We start from the raw sequence: 15,893 nt of genomic DNA, 5'->3' as shown, positions 1-15,893 counted from the left end.
ATTTGGAACGAGGGACCAGGGGTTATGGCGACTGTTGAGAAGATGCCGATGCTGCAAGAGGGCTATGAAAAGCTCACTGCGGATCTGCGCCGTCTCAAAGACGAACGCCCCCACATCGTGGATGCGATCGAGGAAGCGCGTGCGCACGGCGACCTGTCGGAAAACGCAGAATACCATGCCGCGAAGGAGCGTCAGGGCCAGATCGAGGCATCGATCGCCGATATCGAGGACAAGCTTAGCCGCGCGCAGATCATCGATCCGACCGAATTGTCGGGCGACAAGGTCGTGTTCGGCGCGACGGTGACGTTGCTCGACGACGACGAGAAGCCGGTTAAGTACCAGATCGTCGGCCAGACCGAGGCGGACGCCAAGAGCGGCCGCATCTCGTACAATTCGCCGCTCGGCCGTGCGCTGATCGGCCGCAAGGTCGATGACGAGGTCGAAGTGTCGGTGCCGGCGGGCGACCGCTATTACGTCGTCGCCAAGATCGAGTTCATCTAAACCCGATGCATTTTCGCGATGCGCCGGCGACGTACGGGATCGCGATCCTGACCGTCGCCGTGTCGGTGTGCGCGATCCTGTTCGTCGCGCCCGACGTGGCGGCGGTGACCGGCGGGTTCATTCCCGGCCGCGTTCCCCACGTGCCGATCGCCAATTATGCCGGCTGGCTCGTGCCCGTCTGGCTGACTCCGCTCAGCGCCACCTTGCTGCATGGCGGGTGGATGCATCTGTTCTTCAACATGGTGATGCTGGTCTATTGCGGACGCGAGGCTGAGCGTGCGCTCGGATCGGTCAGCGTTGCGGCGCTCTATGTGATCGGCGCCTATGCCGCAGCGGCGGGGCAATGGGCGCAGGATCCGGGCGCGGTCATGCCGATGATCGGCGCGAGCGGAGCAATCTCCGCGCTCGTGGCGGCGTATGCGATGCTGTACGGCGGGAGCCGCACGCCAGGCGTCGGCCCGCTCCCCGCGGGACTTATCCACGCTTTGTGGCTGGGTGTGGCCTGGACGGGCATTAATCTCCTGATCGGGTTCACCACCATGATGGGCCAGCCGGTTGCGATCGGCGCGCATATCGGCGGGTTCATCGTCGGCCTGATCCTGGCGCGCCCGTTGCTGCTGTGGCGATATCGCAAGGCGTAAGGGGGCAACCTCAGCCAGAAGCCGATAACATCTGGCAATCGCTCTTAAGCGTGCGGCGCCTGCAACTCTGGATCGGGCTCGAGCAAGCGGTGGAGGTGGACCACCACGAACTTCATTTCGGCATCGTCGACCGTCCGCTGCGCGGCGGCGCGCCAAGCTTTTTCGGCGCTGGCGTAATCGGGAAAGATGCCGACGACCTCGACGGTCGTTTGATCGAAGTCGAGCGTTCGCGGATCCTTGACGCGACCGCCGAACACGAGGTGGAGCTTGCTCATGGCTCCACCCCATAACGCGCTGCGCTGCAGCGTTGAAGCGCCTATTTGGACTTCTTTGCCGGCTTGATCTCCGCGGCCGCGACAGGGCTGCCGTTGAGCGCCGCTTCCCCGGCGCTCGATACCGCTTTGGCCACCTGGTCGATCAGCTTCGAAACCTGCGCTTTTGCCGCGTCCTTGCTGAGCGGCAGCGAGCCGAGCTCTGCCTTGGCCGCGTCGCGCGCGGCTTCGGCGGCGCCGGCCGCGACACCGGTCAGGCGCTTGCCGACGGAGCCGAGCAACTCGGTCTCGCGTTTGGTCTTGGGCAGCAACGCGCCCGCCGCCAGGCCGATCGCGATCCCGCCGGCGATCACCGCCAGCGGGTTGGCCTCGATCGCCTTGCCGGCGCGTTCCGCGGCCTTGCGCGTTTCATGGAGCGCGTCGTTGGTCGCGCCACGTGCCGTCGCCAATGCATTTTCCATACGGCCACCCTGCTTGTTCACTGTGCCCTGCGGTTCTGCTGTCTCGGTCATATTCATGTCCCTCTCAATGGGGTCGAACTCTTCATGCGTCGGTCGGTTGCCTTCGGAGCAGCCGGGCGAGCGGTTTGCGCGCGAAAAATGCGGTCAACAGCGCGGCGACGCCGACGGCGGGCAGGGGATTGCGCTTCACCGACTCGATTCCGGACCGCGCCATTTCGCCACCGACTTCTTTCAGTTCCTCGACCGCGTCGCGTGCGAGGGCGCTGGGCTTGAGTCTGGATTGCAGCGCGACGACCGTTTGGGCGAGCTGACGCCGCGCATCGATGGAATTGGCCTCCGCCTTGACCAGTTCGTCGTCTATCAAATTCACGGCCGCTCGTCCTTGTCCTTGATCTCGGTCGCCTTCTTGACCAGCAGCCAAGCGCTCCAGGCCATGATCGCGGTGACCAGCACGCCGCCACCGACGACGATCAACGTCGCCCAGCCGGGGCCGACCAGCCAGCGCAGTGTCATCAGCAACCCGACCAGCGCTGCCACCAGCACCGCTTGGGCCAGCACCAGCGCGCCGATCCCGAGCAGGATCGCGTTGCGGGCCTCGTCCAGCCGCGAGAACAGCCGCGCGCGATAGAGTTTGACCTCCGCCCGAACGAAATTCTCGCCATCGTCGATCAGTCGGCTGACCAACGATGTGATGCTGTCGTCGGGCTGCGGTTCCCCCTCCACGCGCGGCCGCTCTGATCAGGCTTTGGTGTCGTTCGACGGCTTGTCCGACGGTTTGTCGGCCTGACCGTCGAGCCCTGCCTTGACCAATCGCGCCAGGACGAAGCCGATCGCCGCCGCCGTGCCGATCGCCACCGCCGGGCTCTTTTTCACGAATTCGCGCGCATCGTCGATGATGTCGTCTACCTGCTTTTCCTTGAGCGCGCCGGAGAAATTGGCGACCGCGTCGGCGGCGGAGCGGGCATATTGGCCATATTGCTCGCCGACCTTCTCATCGACCGTGCCGGCGGCCTCCTGCAGCATCTTTGCCAGCTCGTCGAGCGCGGTGCCGGCGCGGCTCTTGCCATCCTCGGCATAGCCTTTCGCCTTTTCGCCCGCGTCGTTGGCGAACTTGATCACATTGTCCTTGAGGGCCTGGGTGGCGTTGGGCTTGTCACCAGTCGTCCCGCCGGTGCTGGCGCCGGGACCGGTCCCGGTGCCGTTCGGCGTCTCGTTCGATGCGGTATCGGCCATGGTACTCTTCCTTACTGGTTCGTTGTCGACGGACGTCGACAATCGCTGTTCCATATCGACAACCAAGGCGGCGCTTGCCGGTTCCGTCATGCGGGACAAGCGATTTGCCGCCCGCGCGCGAAGCCGTTAGAGCGCCGCCGCGACGCCCCAAGTTAATTCCTACTACCCTAATCTAGGAAGACCGTTCCATGACCGCAATCATCGACATTCACGGCCGCCAGATCATCGACAGCCGCGGCAACCCCACGGTCGAGGTCGAAGTGATGCTCGAGGACGGATCGTTCGGTCGCGCCGCGGTGCCGTCGGGCGCCTCGACCGGCGCGCACGAGGCGGTCGAATTGCGCGACGGCGACAAGAGCCGCTGGTCGGGCAAGGGCGTCCAGAAAGCGGTCGACGCGGTCAACGGCGAGATCGCCGACACGCTGCTCGGCTTCGATGCCGAGGATCAGGCCGAGGTCGACGCCGCGATGATCGCGCTCGATGGTACGCCGAACAAGGGCCGGCTGGGCGCCAATGCGATCCTGGGCGTCAGCCTCGCCACCGCCAAAGCTGCGGCCGACGCGCGCGGTTTGCCGCTCTATCGCTATGTCGGCGGGGTCAACGCGCACGTTTTGCCGGTGCCAATGATGAACATCATCAATGGCGGCGAGCATGCCGACAATCCGATCGATTTCCAGGAATTCATGATCATGCCGGTCGGCGCCTCGTCGCTGTTCGAGGCGGTGCGGACGGGCTCGGAAATCTTCCACACGCTCAAAAAGATGCTTCATGAAAAGGGCTTGTCGACTGGCGTCGGCGACGAAGGCGGCTTCGCCCCCGACATCGCCAATACCACCGACGCGCTCGACTTCATCATGCGGGCGATCGAAGGGGCAGGGTATAAGCCTGGCGACGACGTCATGCTCGCGCTCGACCCGGCCTCGACCGAATTCTTCAAGGACGGCAAATACCACATCTCGGCCGAGGGCAAGGTGCTGACCCCGGCGGAAATGGCCGGCTATTACGCCGATCTCGTCGCCAAATATCCGATCATCTCGATCGAGGACGGCATGGCCGAGGACGATTTCGAAGGCTGGAAGGCGCTGACCGACATGGTCGGCGACAAGGTTCAGTTGGTTGGCGATGATCTGTTCGTAACCAATCCCACGCGTCTGGCCGACGGCATCGAGCGCGGGCTGGCCAATTCGATCCTGATCAAGGTCAACCAGATCGGCACGCTGACCGAGACACTGGCGGCGGTGTCGATGGCGCAGCGCAATTCGTACACCGCGGTGATGTCGCACCGCTCGGGCGAGACCGAGGATTCGACGATCGCCGACCTCGCGGTCGCGACCAATTGCGGGCAGATCAAGACCGGCAGCCTGGCGCGCTCCGACCGGTTGGCCAAGTACAACCAGCTGATCCGGATCGAAGAGGAACTGGGCGACGTCGCGGTGTTCGCCGGGCGGAGTGTGATCCGCAGTCGCTGACCTCAACCGTCATGCCGGGCTTGTCCCGGCATCCAACGCGCAACAACGGCTAGATTCCGTTGTGGAAAGTTGGACCCCGGAACAAGTCCGGGGTGACGGAATGGTGCAGAGCCGCCGCTCTGCCTGATTCAATTCATCGCCAATCCGATTCGATTCGGCGATTTATGGTTAAATACTAGCTTGATCCGCGAGTCGTGGTGAGCGACAAGGCTACCCCAAGATGTCGTCCCGTCGCCGCACCACTTTCGGTTCAGTTTTTCGTCGTGCCGCCTTTCCCGCGCTCGCGCTGGGGATCATGGCGTTTTTCGGCACTTATGCGGTCGTCGGCAGCAACGGCGCGCTTGCCTATGGCGACTACCAGCGCCTGCTCGCCAAGAAGCAGCAGCAGCTTGCCGACCTCAAGCAGAAGCAGACGGTGCTCGCCAACCGCGTCCAGTTGCTCGACCCGAACAAGGTCGATCCCGACATGGCCGACGAATTGACGCGCAAGCAGCTCAATGTGGTTAATCCCAACGAGGTCGTCGTCCCGCTCAAATAAGCGGCTGCGGCGTTGATGTGGAGCAAGCGCACTGGCGTCGTGCCGCGCAATCTGGCAGCACTCCGCCCCATAAGGTTCGGAGAGTCCAATGAAGTTCAAGCTGCTGGGCGCGGTCGCCTGCATCGCGCTGGCGTCGTGTCATTCGTCCACCAACTCCACCAATGTCAACGCGACCAACGTCAACGAAACCAGTGTCGTCAACACGACGGCGGCAGTGCCTACGGCCCCCTCGCCGCAATGGGCACAATTCCGCGACAGCTTCATCAACGGCTGGTTCAAGCTCGACCCCGCGTTTGCGGTCTATCAGGGCAAGCATGAATTTGACGGCGTGATGCCCGACTGGAGCCCGTCCGGGCTGAAGGCACAGGCGGACTTCCTGCACAAGGCGATCGCCGACGCCCAGGCGTTCGACAAGGCCAAGCTGTCCAAGGAGGATGCGTTCGAGCGCGACTATCTGGTCCAGGTCGCGCGCGGCAAGCTGTTCTGGCTGGAGGATGCCGATCAGCCGCACACCAACCCGGCTTATTATGTCGGCAACGGCCTCGATCCCAACACCTATATCGCGCGGCCTTACGCGCCAGCGAAAGTGCGGATGGAAGCGCTGATCAAGTTCTTCCGCCAGGTGCCGTCGGCGGTGTGGAACATCCGAACCAATCTGCGCACGCCGATGCCCGAGAGCTTCATCAAATACGGCGTCGCGGCGTTCAGCGGATTCGCGGACTATTATCGCGGCGACGCGCGTAAAGCGTTTGCGAGCGTCCACGACAAGAAGATGCAGAAGGATCTGAAGGACGCCTCCGAAGCCGCCGCGGTGGTGACAGGCGACCTGGCCAAATGGCTCGGCAATCAGAAGAAGACCGCGACCAAGGATTTCGCGCTGGGGCCGGAGAAGTTCCAGCGCATGCTCGCCGAAACGGAAGGCGTCGATACCCCGCTCGACCAGCTCGAGGCCGCAGGCAAGGCCGATCTTGCCAAGAACCAGGACGCGCTCAAGCAAGCCTGCGCCAAATATGCGCCGAAGAAGACGATCCAGGCCTGCATGGACAAGATGTCCGCCAACAAGCCGGCCGGCAACGATCCGGTCGCCGAGGCGCGGCGCCAGATCCCGATGCTGCGCCAGTTCGTGGTGTCGCACGACATCGTCTCGATCCCCGGCACCGAACAGGCTTTGGTCGAGGAAAGTCCGCCCTATAACCGGCAGAATTCGGCCTATATCGATCCGCCGGGGCCGTTCGATAAAGGCATCCCATCGGTCTATTACATCTCGCCGCCCGACCCGAGCTGGCCCAAGGCCAAGCAACTCGGCTTCGTGCCGGGCAAGATGGACCTGCTCTTCACTTCGGTGCACGAAGTGATGCCGGGGCATTTCGTCCAGTTCCTTCACGCCAATCGCTCGCCGTCGCTCTTCGGCCAGCTGTTCGTCGGCTATGCGTATGCCGAGGGCTGGGCGCATTATGCCGAGGAGATGATGTGGGATGCCGGGCTGGGGAATGGCGATCCCGAGACGCATATCGGGGAGCTGTCCAACGCCTTGCTGCGCGATTGCCGCTTCCTGTCGGCGATCGGCATGCATGCGCGCGGCATGACCCAGGCCGATTCGTTCAAGATGTTCCGCGAGCAATGCTATCAGGACGAAGGCAATTCGGACCAGCAGGCGGCGCGCGGGACCTATGATCCGGCCTATCTCAACTACACGCTCGGCAAGCTGATGATCCGCAAGCTGCGCGACGACTGGACCGCGACCCGCGGCGGACGCAAGGCGTGGAAGCAGTTCCACAACCAGTTCCTGTCCTACGGCGGCCCGCCGATCCCGCTGGTGCGTGGGGCTATGATGGGGACTGAGGCGAAATCGGTATTTTGATACTGCCCTCTCCCGCTTGCGGGAGAGGGTTGGGTGAGGGTCTTCTTTCTTCTTCCAAGCGGCAGTAGTTTAAGAAGAAGGAAGACCCTCACCCTCCCACCGCCGTCGGCGGAGGGTCCCTCCCTCTCCCGCAAGCGGGAGAGGGTAAAAATATTACCGCGTCGTCTTGAGCGTCGGCACGTCCCCTTGAACCTCGGTCCGCGTGGGATTGCGGATCGAGGGACGCAGGCGAGCGATGCTACACAGGCCGGCGACGACCGCCAATCCAACCGACACCAGCGGCGGCACGCGCCCAGCGCCGATACCGAGCGCGAGCAACAGCGCGACGACGGTGGCCCCGGTAGTCTGCCCTGTCAGGCGCACGGTCGAGATCAGTCCGCCCGCCGCCGCGGCGCGGTCGCGCGGGGCGCTGCCGATGATCAGGCGGGCATTGGGCGGCAGGAAGGTGCCGAAGCCCGATCCGCACAGCGCCATCCGCCAGGCGATGTCGAAATAGCTCGGATGCTCGGGCAGGAACGCGATCAGCAGCAAAGCAACGATGCTGACGCACATGCCGATCCCGCCGAGCAGACCCGCCGGAATGCGGTCGGACAGCCAGCCGGCCATCGGCGCGACGATCATGTTGGTCAGCGGCCAGGGCGCGATCGCGGCGCCGACCATCGCCGCGCTGAACCCGAATTCCTGAGTCAGTCGGAACGGGGTCGACAGCAGCAACGTCATCGACGCGATGAATGCGGTGTAGGCGCCGATCACCGACAGCGCGATGACCGGGCGTTCGAGCAGATCGAGCGGCAGGATCGGATTGGCGTCGCCTCGCTCGCGACGGACGAAATAATAACCGATCAACGCACCGGTCGCGACGATCGCCGCCGAGACAACCGGGCTATTGCCATGGACCGCGCTTTCCGCGCCGCCGATCACCAGCCCGAACATCGCCGCGCACATCACCGCACCGAGCAGGTCGAAATGCGCATGGCGTGGCTTGGGGTCGGGCAGCGCGCGACCGAGCACCAGGCTGAGCAAGGCGAAGGGAATGGCGCAAGCGAAGACCCAGGGCCAGGGCGCGATCGCCAGCACCAGGCCGCCGATCGTCGGTGCGGCGGCGGCCGAGCTCGACACGATCACCGAGTTGATCCCTAATCCGCGGCCCAATTGCTTCGACGGATAGGTCGAGCGGATCAGCGCCGACGACACGCTGAGCGCGCCCGCCGCGCCGATCGCCTGCGCCGCGCGGACGACGAGCAGGAAGGGGAGGCTCTTGGCGAAGAAGCACAGCAGGGTCGCGACCGTGAAGATCAGCTGCCCGACCTGGTACATCCGCTTCAGCCCGATCCGCTCGCCGAGCCCGGCAAAGGGCAGGAGCAGCATCACCAGCATCAACTGATAGACGGTGACGATCGCGACGACCGAGCTCGAATCGACCTTCAGGTCGCGCGCGATCGACGGCAGCGCGACATTGGCGATGCCGCCGTCGATGATGACCAGGGCCGTGCCGGCGCACAGCGCACCGATCGCGAGGTAGCGCTTGGGCAGCGGCAGGCCATCGCTGCGCGCCGGTTCGATTTCCGGTTCGAGGTGATGGTCGGCGCTCATGCCGGGCTCCATCCTGGCGCCGCCAGTTCGAAGCCGGCGAAATCGAAGCCCGGCGTCACCACGCAACTGACCAAGGTCCAGCCGTCGCGCGGTTCGGCCGCTTGCCAAGCGCCCGCCGGGACCAGCACCTGCGGGTTGTCCGGGCCCAGGCGATGGTCGCGCGTCTCGCCGTCTTCATGGATCAGCAAGGTGAGCGGATGGCCATCGTTCCAGATCCACAATTCGGCGGCATCGACGCGATGCCAGTGCGATCGCTCGCCGGCATCGAGCAGGAACAGGATCGCGGTGGCGAGATCGCGGCCGCCGCGCGGGTCGGGGGTGCGCATCGTTTCCCTGAACCACCCGCCCTCGGGATGCGGGGCGAGGTTCAGGCGAGCGACGAGCGGATGCGGCATGGGGAGGCTCATGCTCCCGGGAATCAGGGGAGGACAACCCCAAAATTGGGACTTAGTCACGAACATCGCTAGCCCTCTCCCGCAAGCGGGAGAGGGGAGTTCTAATGAGCTGATTTCGCCGACAACCTTGGCGCAAGGCCCCCGCTGTGCTTGAAGCACAATATGCCGATCCTCCCCCCGCGCCGCCTTCCCGCCCTACTCGCCGTATGCGGGCTGGTCCTCTCGCCGATCGCCCAGGCCGCGCCGTCGGGCGCCGTCGCTTCGGTCGATCCGTTCATCGGCACCGGCGGAGAAGGGCATACTTTCCCCGGCGCGGTGTCGCCGTTCGGGATGATGCAGGTGTCACCCGACACCGACGCGACTTGCGTGATCCGCACCTGTTACGGCCATGCCGCCGGTTATCGCTATGACGATCCCACAATCCAGGGCTTCAGCCAGACGCATTTCTCGGGCTCGGGCCATTCAGACCTCGGCGATTTCCTGGTCATGCCGGTGTCGGGCGATGCCGTGCCGCTCGAGCCGGGCGATCCCGCCAAACCCGGCAGCGGCTACCGCTCGCGCTTCACGCATCAGGGCGAGGTCGCGTCGCCGGGCTATTATGCGGTCAACCTGACCGATGCCGGCGTCCGCGCCGAGCTGACCGCGGGAACGCGGATCGGCGTGCATCGCTATACGTTCGAGGGCGGCAAGCCCGCGCATCTCGTGTTCGACCTACGTTCGAGCCTCTACAATTATCCCGGCAAGGTTTCCTGGTCCTCGGTCCGCCTGCGCGCCGACGGTACGCTGACCGGGGGTCGCGAGACGCGCGGCTGGGCGCCGGGGCGCAAATTGTTCTTCGCGATGCGCTTCTCGCGCCCGCTCACAGGACATGAGTTCGTCAATCGCGAAACGGACATTCCGTACAAGGGCTTCAAGGGCCCGGGCCGCACCGGCAGCGACATCGCCGAAATCAAGGGCAGGGCATTGGTCGCGCGGCTCGATTTCGGCCGGCTCGATGCACCGCTCGAGGTCAGGGTCGCGATCTCCAGTGTCGATGAAGACGGTGCCATCCGCAACCTCGACAGCGAGCCCGGCGGCTTCGACGCGATCCGCGCGAAGACCGAGGCGGCCTGGGCGAAGGCGCTGGGCGCCATCGACATCCAGGCCGAGCCGGGGATCCGCAAGTCGGTCTATACCGCGCTCTATCATGCGATGATGGCGCCGAGCATCGCCGGCGATGCCGATGGCCGCTATCGCGGGCCCGACGATCAGGTTCACAAGGCGGAGGGCTTCACTTTCCGCTCGACCTTTTCGCTCTGGGACACGTTCCGCGCCGAACATCCGCTGCTGACGATCGTCCAGCCGCAACAGACCTCGACCGATGTCGTCCGCTCGCTGATGGTGAGCCGTGACCAGAGCCCATACGGTATTCTCCCGATCTGGCAGTTCCAGGGGCAGGAGACCTGGTGCATGATCGGCTACCACGCGGTGCCGATCATTGCCGACGCCTATCTCAAGGGCATCAAGGGCTTCGACGCCAATAAGGCGCTCGACGCGATGGTCGCGAGCGCGACCTATGCCCCATATGGCGGGCTCGGCGACTATATGAAGCTCGGCTACGTCCCGATCGACCGCGAGCCCGAGGCGGCGTCGAAGACGGTCGAATATGCCTTCGACGACTGGACGATCGCGCGGATGGCGCGGAAGCTCGGCCGCACCGACGTCGCGGAGACGTTCGAGAAGCGCGCCGCCTTCTGGCGCAACAGCTTCGATACCCAGACTGGCTGGCTCCGCGCGCGCAAGAGCGACGGCAGCTATCGCACGCCGTTCGATCCGACCGCAATCAACTACGGATCGGACTATACCGAAGGCAATGCCTGGCAATACTCCTGGTTCATGCCGCACGACCAGGGCGGGCTGATCAAGCTGCTCGGCGGCGACGCGGCGACCGTCAAGAAGCTCGACGCGATGTTCGATTTCGACAATTCGAAGGTCGATTACAGCCATGCCGAGGACATTGCCGGGCTGATCGGCCAATATATCCATGGCAACGAGCCGAGCCACCACGTCGCCTATCTCTATGCTTATGCCGGCGCGCCGTGGCGGACGCAGGAGCGGCTAAAGCAGATCGTCGACAGCCAGTACAAGCCGACCCCGGACGGCCTGGCAGGCAATGACGATCTCGGTCAGATGTCGGCCTGGCTGGTGTTCACGTCGCTCGGTTTTTATCCGGTCGCGCCGGGTAGCGGCCAGTACGTTATCGGCCGCCCGTTCGTCGACCGCGCGACGCTCAACCTGCCCAACGGCAAGCGCTTCACCATCCTCGCCGACAGTCTGTCGCCGGCCAATCGCTATGTCGGCGCGGTGACGCTCAACGGCAAACCGCTCGACCGCGTGTGGATCGGGCATGAAGAGATCATGCGCGGCGGGACGCTGCGCTTCACGATGGCAGCGACACCCAACAAGACGTGGGGGGCGAGCATCGCGTCGCGACCTTATTCGATGAGCGGCTATTGAGTGGGGCAGAGGGCGGACCCATCTGACGGGTAGCCCCAAGGAGGACCGTCATGTCCGATACCGCCACTGCCCGCCGCACCCTGATTCCGGGGCCCGACCATCCGATCACCGTCACGGTCAACCCGAAGCACATCGTCGTCACTGCCGGCGGCAAGGTCATCGCCGATACGCGCAACGCGCTGAGCTTGCAGGAAGCGAGCTATCCCGCAGTGCAATATATCCCGCGCGGCGATGCCGATCTGTCGGGGCTCGACCGTACCGATCATCACAGCTGGTGCCCGTATAAGGGCGAGGCGTCCTATTTCTCGATCCCCGGGATCGAGCGCGGCGAGAATGCGATCTGGACCTATGAGCAGCCGCACGAGGCAGTCGCCGACATCCGCGACCACCTCGCTTTCTATCCGGACCGCGTGACGATCGAACAGCGCGACGACTGACGCGACTGACCGATAGGCGAGCACATTTCGGCCCGACGTTCTTGCTGCAATGCAGCATATACGCTATAACCGAGTCATGTACCTCGCTGAGAAAACCGATCCCGCGCCGAATGGCGGTGCCCCCGTCATCCTGGAAGGGATCGTCCGCAAGAAGTGCGTCGCGGCGACCTATAACCGCATGGCGGTGATCCTGGCGCCGCACGCCTTGTTCACCAAGAACGACGCGCTTTACGTCGCCGCGGTGACGATCGAGCGCGACGGGCAGCGCCCGCGTGAGGAGAAAGTCGGGCTGTTCAAGCTCGACGGGCTGGTCGGGCTGCGGCTCGACGAGCGCGATTTCGTGACCAGCTCGGTCTACGAGCCCGAGGACGAGCGCTTCGTCGGCTCGACGCTGATGGCGGTAGAGGGCTGATCCACCGCATCGCCCGCGCCATCGCGCTGGCCTGAAACGCTTTTTCATGCTCAACTCCCCTGGTCGCCTGACAGGGGGTCGGCCATGGGGTTCTTCACGCTGCTGAAGTCGCTCGACGAGCTTCTCTACGAAGTGATGTCGTGGCTGATCTTCTATCCGGTCACCCTGTGGCGCTCGCTGGCGCGGCCGCAGGAGATGATGAACTACGCCGATATCGAGCTCGGCGACCAGCCCGACCAGCAATATACCGACACGCTCACGCCGCCGCTATTCCTGCTGCTGACCTTGATCCTCAGCCACGGCATCGAACTCGCGACGGTGGGGCAGAGCCCGATCGTCGCGAGCAAGGTCGGGCTCGATGCGGTGGTCGGCGACGATACCAATCTGCTGGTGCTGCGGCTGGCGACGTTCAGCGTGTTTCCGCTGATCATGGCGGCGCGGCTGGTGCGGCAGCAGAAGCAACGACTCGACCGCGATACGCTCAGGCCGCCTTTCTACAGCCAATGCTATGTCACCGCGCCGTTCGCCCTGGTGCTCGGCATTGCGGGGATCCTCCTCACCCTCAAGCCTTTATGGTGCGGGGTGGCGGGGCTCGTGCTCGGGGCGATTGCCTTGCTGTGGTATGGATTGCTGCAGACGCGCTGGTTCGCGCGGCACCTCGGCGTTTCCCTGCTGCGCGGCTGGTGGGAAGCGAATATCGCGATGATCCAATCGCTGGCGCTGGTCACGCTCGTGGCGGCGCTGTTTTCCTGAGCGGTTGAGCGCATCGGCAAGCGCTGGCCGCAACCGTCCGCGCAGTCGAGCGTAGCTAGCATTGGAAGGGAGAGCATTGATGACACTGACCGGCCGATGCCATTGCGGACGCAATGCGTTCGAGGTCGATGGCGACCTGCCTGAGAAGCTGACCCGCTGCACCTGCTCGTTCTGTTCGAAGCGCGGGCATCTCTACGCTTACTACCCGCCGGCCCAATTCAAGGTCACGCAGGCGGACAGCGATGCGATCTATCGCTGGAACAGCCGCATGGTGCACAATCACTTCTGCTCGGCGTGCGGGTGCGATCTCTACGCCGACAGCCCGGATTTCCAGCGCGACGGCAGCTGGGACGGCAAGACGCGGCGGATCGCGGTCAACGCGCGGCTGTTCGACGATTTCGAGGCGGCCGACTGGCCGGTGACGGTGTTGGACGGCAAGAATTTGTGGTGACATGAAAAGGGGCGACCGACCGGCCGCCCCTCTTTTGTTCGTTCAGCGCCAGTTGCGACCGCAGACGCGCACCCAACGGTGATGACGGCGCTCATTGTGGCAACGGCGGCTGTTCCAGCCCCAGCGATTGCCGCGACCGTTGTTCCAACGATCCTGGCGACCGTCGCGACGGCCATTGTCCCAGCGATCGCCACGACGATCGTCGCGACGGTCCATCCGGCGGTCGCCGCGATCATCGCGCCGATCCATCCCGCGATCATCGCGGCGATCGTCACGCACGTCGCCACGCGACTGCGGTGCTTCGATCCCCGGCGCGTTGCCGGCAACAGGCGCCGCGACCGCTGGCGTAACGCCCAGCATGGTGGCCATCAGGCCAGCCGCTATCAGGAACGTCTTCATGTAACCTCTCCTGGCCCGATATGAGCCGTTCCGAACGATACGATTCGCAGCCGTTATGGTTCCTGAACGACCCGTCTCTGGCAGGTTCATATTGGCTTCAGTGCTGGAGGCGCGATCGCGCAGATGTTCCCCTCCCGTAAAACGGGAGGGGAGCGGAGAGCACCCTTCGTCTGGTCCACAAGCCAGGACCGTGCGAGAGTTCGCGCGTTGGAGGAGCGATGGCCGAAGCGGACGATATCGAACGGGTAACCGCCCCCGCTCGGCGTGGCAGCTGGGCGTGGCCCGCGCTCGCCTTGTTCGCCGTCTCGCTGATATTGCTCGGCGTCCATCTTGCCGACGAGCTGATCGAGGGCGAGGGCTTCTCGTTCGACACCCGCTTGCTGCTCGCTCTCCGCGTGCCTGGCCATCCGCAGACGCCGATCGGGCCGTCCTGGCTGTTGCAGTCGGCGGTCGATATCAGCGCGCTCGGCGGCTACACCTTGCTGTGGCTGTTCGGCGTCGCCGGCATCGCCTGGCTGATCGGCGCGGGTAAAAGGTCGGAGGCGGCGGGGATCGCGCTGTCGCTGATCGGCAGCTCGGTGATCGACGGCATGCTCAAGAGCTGGATCGCCCGCCCGCGGCCCGATCTCGTCCCGCATCTGGTTCAGGTGACCAATGCCAGCTTCCCCAGCGGCCACGCGATGATCTCGTCCGCGGTGTACCTGACGCTGGCGCTGATGCTGGCCGAGGCCATGCCGCGCGACGGCTGGCGGGGCAGGGCGGGGCGCGTCGCGGTGGTCGCGTTCTTCAGCCTGCTCGCGGTGCTGATCGGGATGAGCCGGGTGTATCTCGGCGTGCATTGGCCGAGCGATGTGCTGGCGGGCTGGTGTTTCGGGACGGCCTGGGCGTTGCTGGTGTGGATGGGGGATCGGTGGTTGGGACGGGGGGAAGGCTAATCTAGGCTGTAGGCGAACCACATTTAACAAAATTCCCGCGCTCTTCGAACAAAATTTCCTGCGACTCTTCCTCAATTGCAGCTTTTATAGAACAGGTTAGGAGTAGGCAGAAAAAATCTGCATATATATCTGCCTGAAGTTTATGATATTTATCGTCGTCGTAGTCACTATCATCGTCGGCAATCGGGCTTCTGATCTTTATATCCCCATGAAATAGCCTAGATCTAAAATCATAGCCTCTGGATATATTTCTATCCAGATCCTTTATTCCAAATCGACCAACAACGATCGGCGCTCGTTTTCTAATTTGATATTTTATAGATGATTCGTTGTTACAATAGAGCGCCTCTAGGCCCGCTAAGGACCACATGAGGGTGCTGTAGGTATCCATGCCAGATGTTCTTGTCGAAAATGTTCGCAATAAGCAGGCGGCGGCTCTTTGAATCTTAGTATCGGCATAGCCTTTCCAAAACCCAGAACATTTTCTACTCCACTCTAATGCCGCCATTGGGGCCACTTTAATGTCGAAAGCGTTCCCGATCATTCCGCCGTCAGCAACCGCCCAAAGGGTCCTGAATTCACACGCATCTCCGAAATCCAGTGTCTCTTCGTCAAAAGAGGCGATGTGATAGGCCGAGTTAAGGCACCCAAAATAGCAAATATTCCAAATTGACAAACATCCATTTAGGATAGAGCTTAAGCTAGTCGCGGCGAAGTATTTTGGTAGATACGTTTCATTGTGCGGCGATAGCGGGGTGCCATCCGATGATTTAATATCATTCTTCATCTCGGATAAAGAGAAGTCGTCCGAACAAATTTCCAAAACGATGGTGCTTTTTAACCCGCCACGAAATAATTTCCCCTCGATAAACGTAATCTCATCAGGGTGCGGCGACCTGATCGAAATTGAGCAGATACCGATGGGGGAGTCTGGATCCAAGGCGTTTGCGTTTATCTGAAGGCCGTCCAAAGTGTTGAGCACTTCGCGCCGATACTCCAAGAATTCGAGAGATTCGCCCCACGGTCGAGGCAAAATGAAGGCCGAT

20 protein-coding genes are annotated in these 15,893 nt (G+C 63.4%); 11 read left to right on the top strand and 9 right to left on the bottom strand.

Annotated features, from left to right (window positions below; all coding sequences use genetic code 11):
- The first annotated feature begins 24 nt into the window (after window positions 1-24).
- A complete protein-coding gene (greA, locus tag AC1DSD_RS06870; protein WP_478029196.1) occupies window positions 25-501 on the top strand; it encodes a transcription elongation factor GreA in 477 nt (158 codons plus the stop codon).
- Window positions 502-506: 5 nt separating this feature from the next.
- Window positions 507-1,142, top strand: coding sequence for a rhomboid family intramembrane serine protease (locus AC1DSD_RS06865; RefSeq protein ID WP_478029195.1), 636 nt, complete (start codon window positions 507-509; stop codon window positions 1,140-1,142).
- A gap of 44 nt (window positions 1,143-1,186) precedes the next feature.
- Here the strand turns inward: AC1DSD_RS06865 and AC1DSD_RS06860 are convergent, their stop codons facing one another.
- The 5 genes from AC1DSD_RS06860 to AC1DSD_RS06840 are packed head-to-tail and all read right to left on the bottom strand — an operon-like array spanning window position 1,187 to window position 3,108.
- Window positions 1,187-1,417, bottom strand: coding sequence for a DUF4170 domain-containing protein (locus AC1DSD_RS06860; protein WP_066810542.1), 231 nt, complete (start codon window positions 1,415-1,417; stop codon window positions 1,187-1,189).
- A gap of 41 nt (window positions 1,418-1,458) precedes the next feature.
- Window positions 1,459-1,926: a hypothetical protein gene (locus tag AC1DSD_RS06855; RefSeq protein WP_478029194.1), complete on the bottom strand. Its 468-nt coding sequence runs from the start codon at window positions 1,924-1,926 to the stop codon at window positions 1,459-1,461.
- 31 nt (window positions 1,927-1,957) lie between these two features.
- Window positions 1,958-2,239, bottom strand: a complete 282-nt coding sequence (locus AC1DSD_RS06850) for a DUF3618 domain-containing protein (RefSeq protein ID WP_478029193.1) — start codon at window positions 2,237-2,239, stop codon at window positions 1,958-1,960.
- A gap of 2 nt (window positions 2,240-2,241) precedes the next feature.
- A complete protein-coding gene (locus AC1DSD_RS06845) occupies window positions 2,242-2,598 on the bottom strand; it encodes a phage holin family protein (RefSeq protein WP_478029192.1) in 357 nt (118 codons plus the stop codon).
- A gap of 15 nt (window positions 2,599-2,613) precedes the next feature.
- On the bottom strand, window positions 2,614-3,108 hold the full coding sequence (locus AC1DSD_RS06840) for a hypothetical protein (RefSeq protein WP_478029191.1): 495 nt from the start codon (window positions 3,106-3,108) through the stop codon (window positions 2,614-2,616).
- Window positions 3,109-3,296: 188 nt separating this feature from the next.
- Between AC1DSD_RS06840 and eno the strand changes: the two genes are divergently transcribed.
- From eno to AC1DSD_RS06825, 3 genes are all read left to right on the top strand, one after another.
- On the top strand, window positions 3,297-4,577 hold the full coding sequence (eno, locus tag AC1DSD_RS06835) for a phosphopyruvate hydratase (protein WP_478029190.1): 1,281 nt from the start codon (window positions 3,297-3,299) through the stop codon (window positions 4,575-4,577).
- A gap of 220 nt (window positions 4,578-4,797) precedes the next feature.
- A complete protein-coding gene (locus AC1DSD_RS06830) occupies window positions 4,798-5,115 on the top strand; it encodes an FtsB family cell division protein (RefSeq protein WP_478029189.1) in 318 nt (105 codons plus the stop codon).
- A gap of 88 nt (window positions 5,116-5,203) precedes the next feature.
- Window positions 5,204-6,976 (top strand): DUF885 domain-containing protein, encoded by a 1,773-nt coding sequence (locus AC1DSD_RS06825; protein ID WP_478029188.1) that lies wholly within the window; start codon window positions 5,204-5,206, stop codon window positions 6,974-6,976.
- A 153-nt stretch (window positions 6,977-7,129) separates the two neighbouring features.
- Here AC1DSD_RS06825 and AC1DSD_RS06820 read toward each other — a convergent pair whose 3' ends face one another.
- The gene (locus AC1DSD_RS06820; protein ID WP_478029187.1) at window positions 7,130-8,569 is read right to left on the bottom strand and encodes an MFS transporter; all 1,440 of its coding nucleotides are present in this window, start codon (window positions 8,567-8,569) and stop codon (window positions 7,130-7,132) included.
- Window positions 8,566-8,964: a cupin domain-containing protein gene (locus tag AC1DSD_RS06815; RefSeq protein ID WP_478029186.1), complete on the bottom strand. Its 399-nt coding sequence runs from the start codon at window positions 8,962-8,964 to the stop codon at window positions 8,566-8,568. Before AC1DSD_RS06815 ends, AC1DSD_RS06820 begins: the two co-directional genes overlap by 4 nt.
- 162 nt (window positions 8,965-9,126) lie before the next feature.
- Between AC1DSD_RS06815 and AC1DSD_RS06810 the strand changes: the two genes are divergently transcribed.
- The 5 genes from AC1DSD_RS06810 to AC1DSD_RS06790 all read left to right on the top strand — a co-directional run bounded on the left by AC1DSD_RS06810 (window position 9,127) and on the right by AC1DSD_RS06790 (window position 13,513).
- Entirely contained in the window at window positions 9,127-11,460 is a 2,334-nt protein-coding gene (locus tag AC1DSD_RS06810; protein ID WP_478029185.1) for a GH92 family glycosyl hydrolase, read from the top strand.
- 50 nt (window positions 11,461-11,510) lie between these two features.
- Window positions 11,511-11,897: a DUF427 domain-containing protein gene (locus tag AC1DSD_RS06805; RefSeq protein WP_478029184.1), complete on the top strand. Its 387-nt coding sequence runs from the start codon at window positions 11,511-11,513 to the stop codon at window positions 11,895-11,897.
- A gap of 76 nt (window positions 11,898-11,973) precedes the next feature.
- On the top strand, window positions 11,974-12,309 hold the full coding sequence (locus AC1DSD_RS06800; protein ID WP_066585011.1) for a WYL domain-containing protein: 336 nt from the start codon (window positions 11,974-11,976) through the stop codon (window positions 12,307-12,309).
- Between the two features lie 84 nt (window positions 12,310-12,393).
- Window positions 12,394-13,062: a hypothetical protein gene (locus tag AC1DSD_RS06795; protein ID WP_478029183.1), complete on the top strand. Its 669-nt coding sequence runs from the start codon at window positions 12,394-12,396 to the stop codon at window positions 13,060-13,062.
- A gap of 79 nt (window positions 13,063-13,141) precedes the next feature.
- Window positions 13,142-13,513, top strand: coding sequence for a GFA family protein (locus tag AC1DSD_RS06790; protein WP_478029182.1), 372 nt, complete (start codon window positions 13,142-13,144; stop codon window positions 13,511-13,513).
- A gap of 42 nt (window positions 13,514-13,555) precedes the next feature.
- On the opposite strand, the gene AC1DSD_RS06785 is transcribed toward AC1DSD_RS06790, so the two are convergent.
- Window positions 13,556-13,912, bottom strand: a complete 357-nt coding sequence (locus AC1DSD_RS06785; RefSeq protein ID WP_478029181.1) for a hypothetical protein — start codon at window positions 13,910-13,912, stop codon at window positions 13,556-13,558.
- Between the two features lie 218 nt (window positions 13,913-14,130).
- Here AC1DSD_RS06785 and AC1DSD_RS06780 point away from each other — a divergent pair, with 218 nt between their 5' ends.
- The gene (locus tag AC1DSD_RS06780) at window positions 14,131-14,847 is read left to right on the top strand and encodes a phosphatase PAP2 family protein (protein ID WP_478029180.1); all 717 of its coding nucleotides are present in this window, start codon (window positions 14,131-14,133) and stop codon (window positions 14,845-14,847) included.
- A gap of 1 nt (window position 14,848) precedes the next feature.
- On the opposite strand, the gene AC1DSD_RS06775 is transcribed toward AC1DSD_RS06780, so the two are convergent.
- A complete protein-coding gene (locus AC1DSD_RS06775) occupies window positions 14,849-15,829 on the bottom strand; it encodes a hypothetical protein (protein WP_478029179.1) in 981 nt (326 codons plus the stop codon).
- Between the last annotated feature and the right edge of the window lie 64 nt (window positions 15,830-15,893).

This window comes from Sphingomonas sp. P4_D12, from assembly GCF_056401895.1.
The sequence above is the reverse complement of the archived record's forward strand: the minus strand, read 5'-3'. Positions and strand labels throughout refer to the sequence as shown.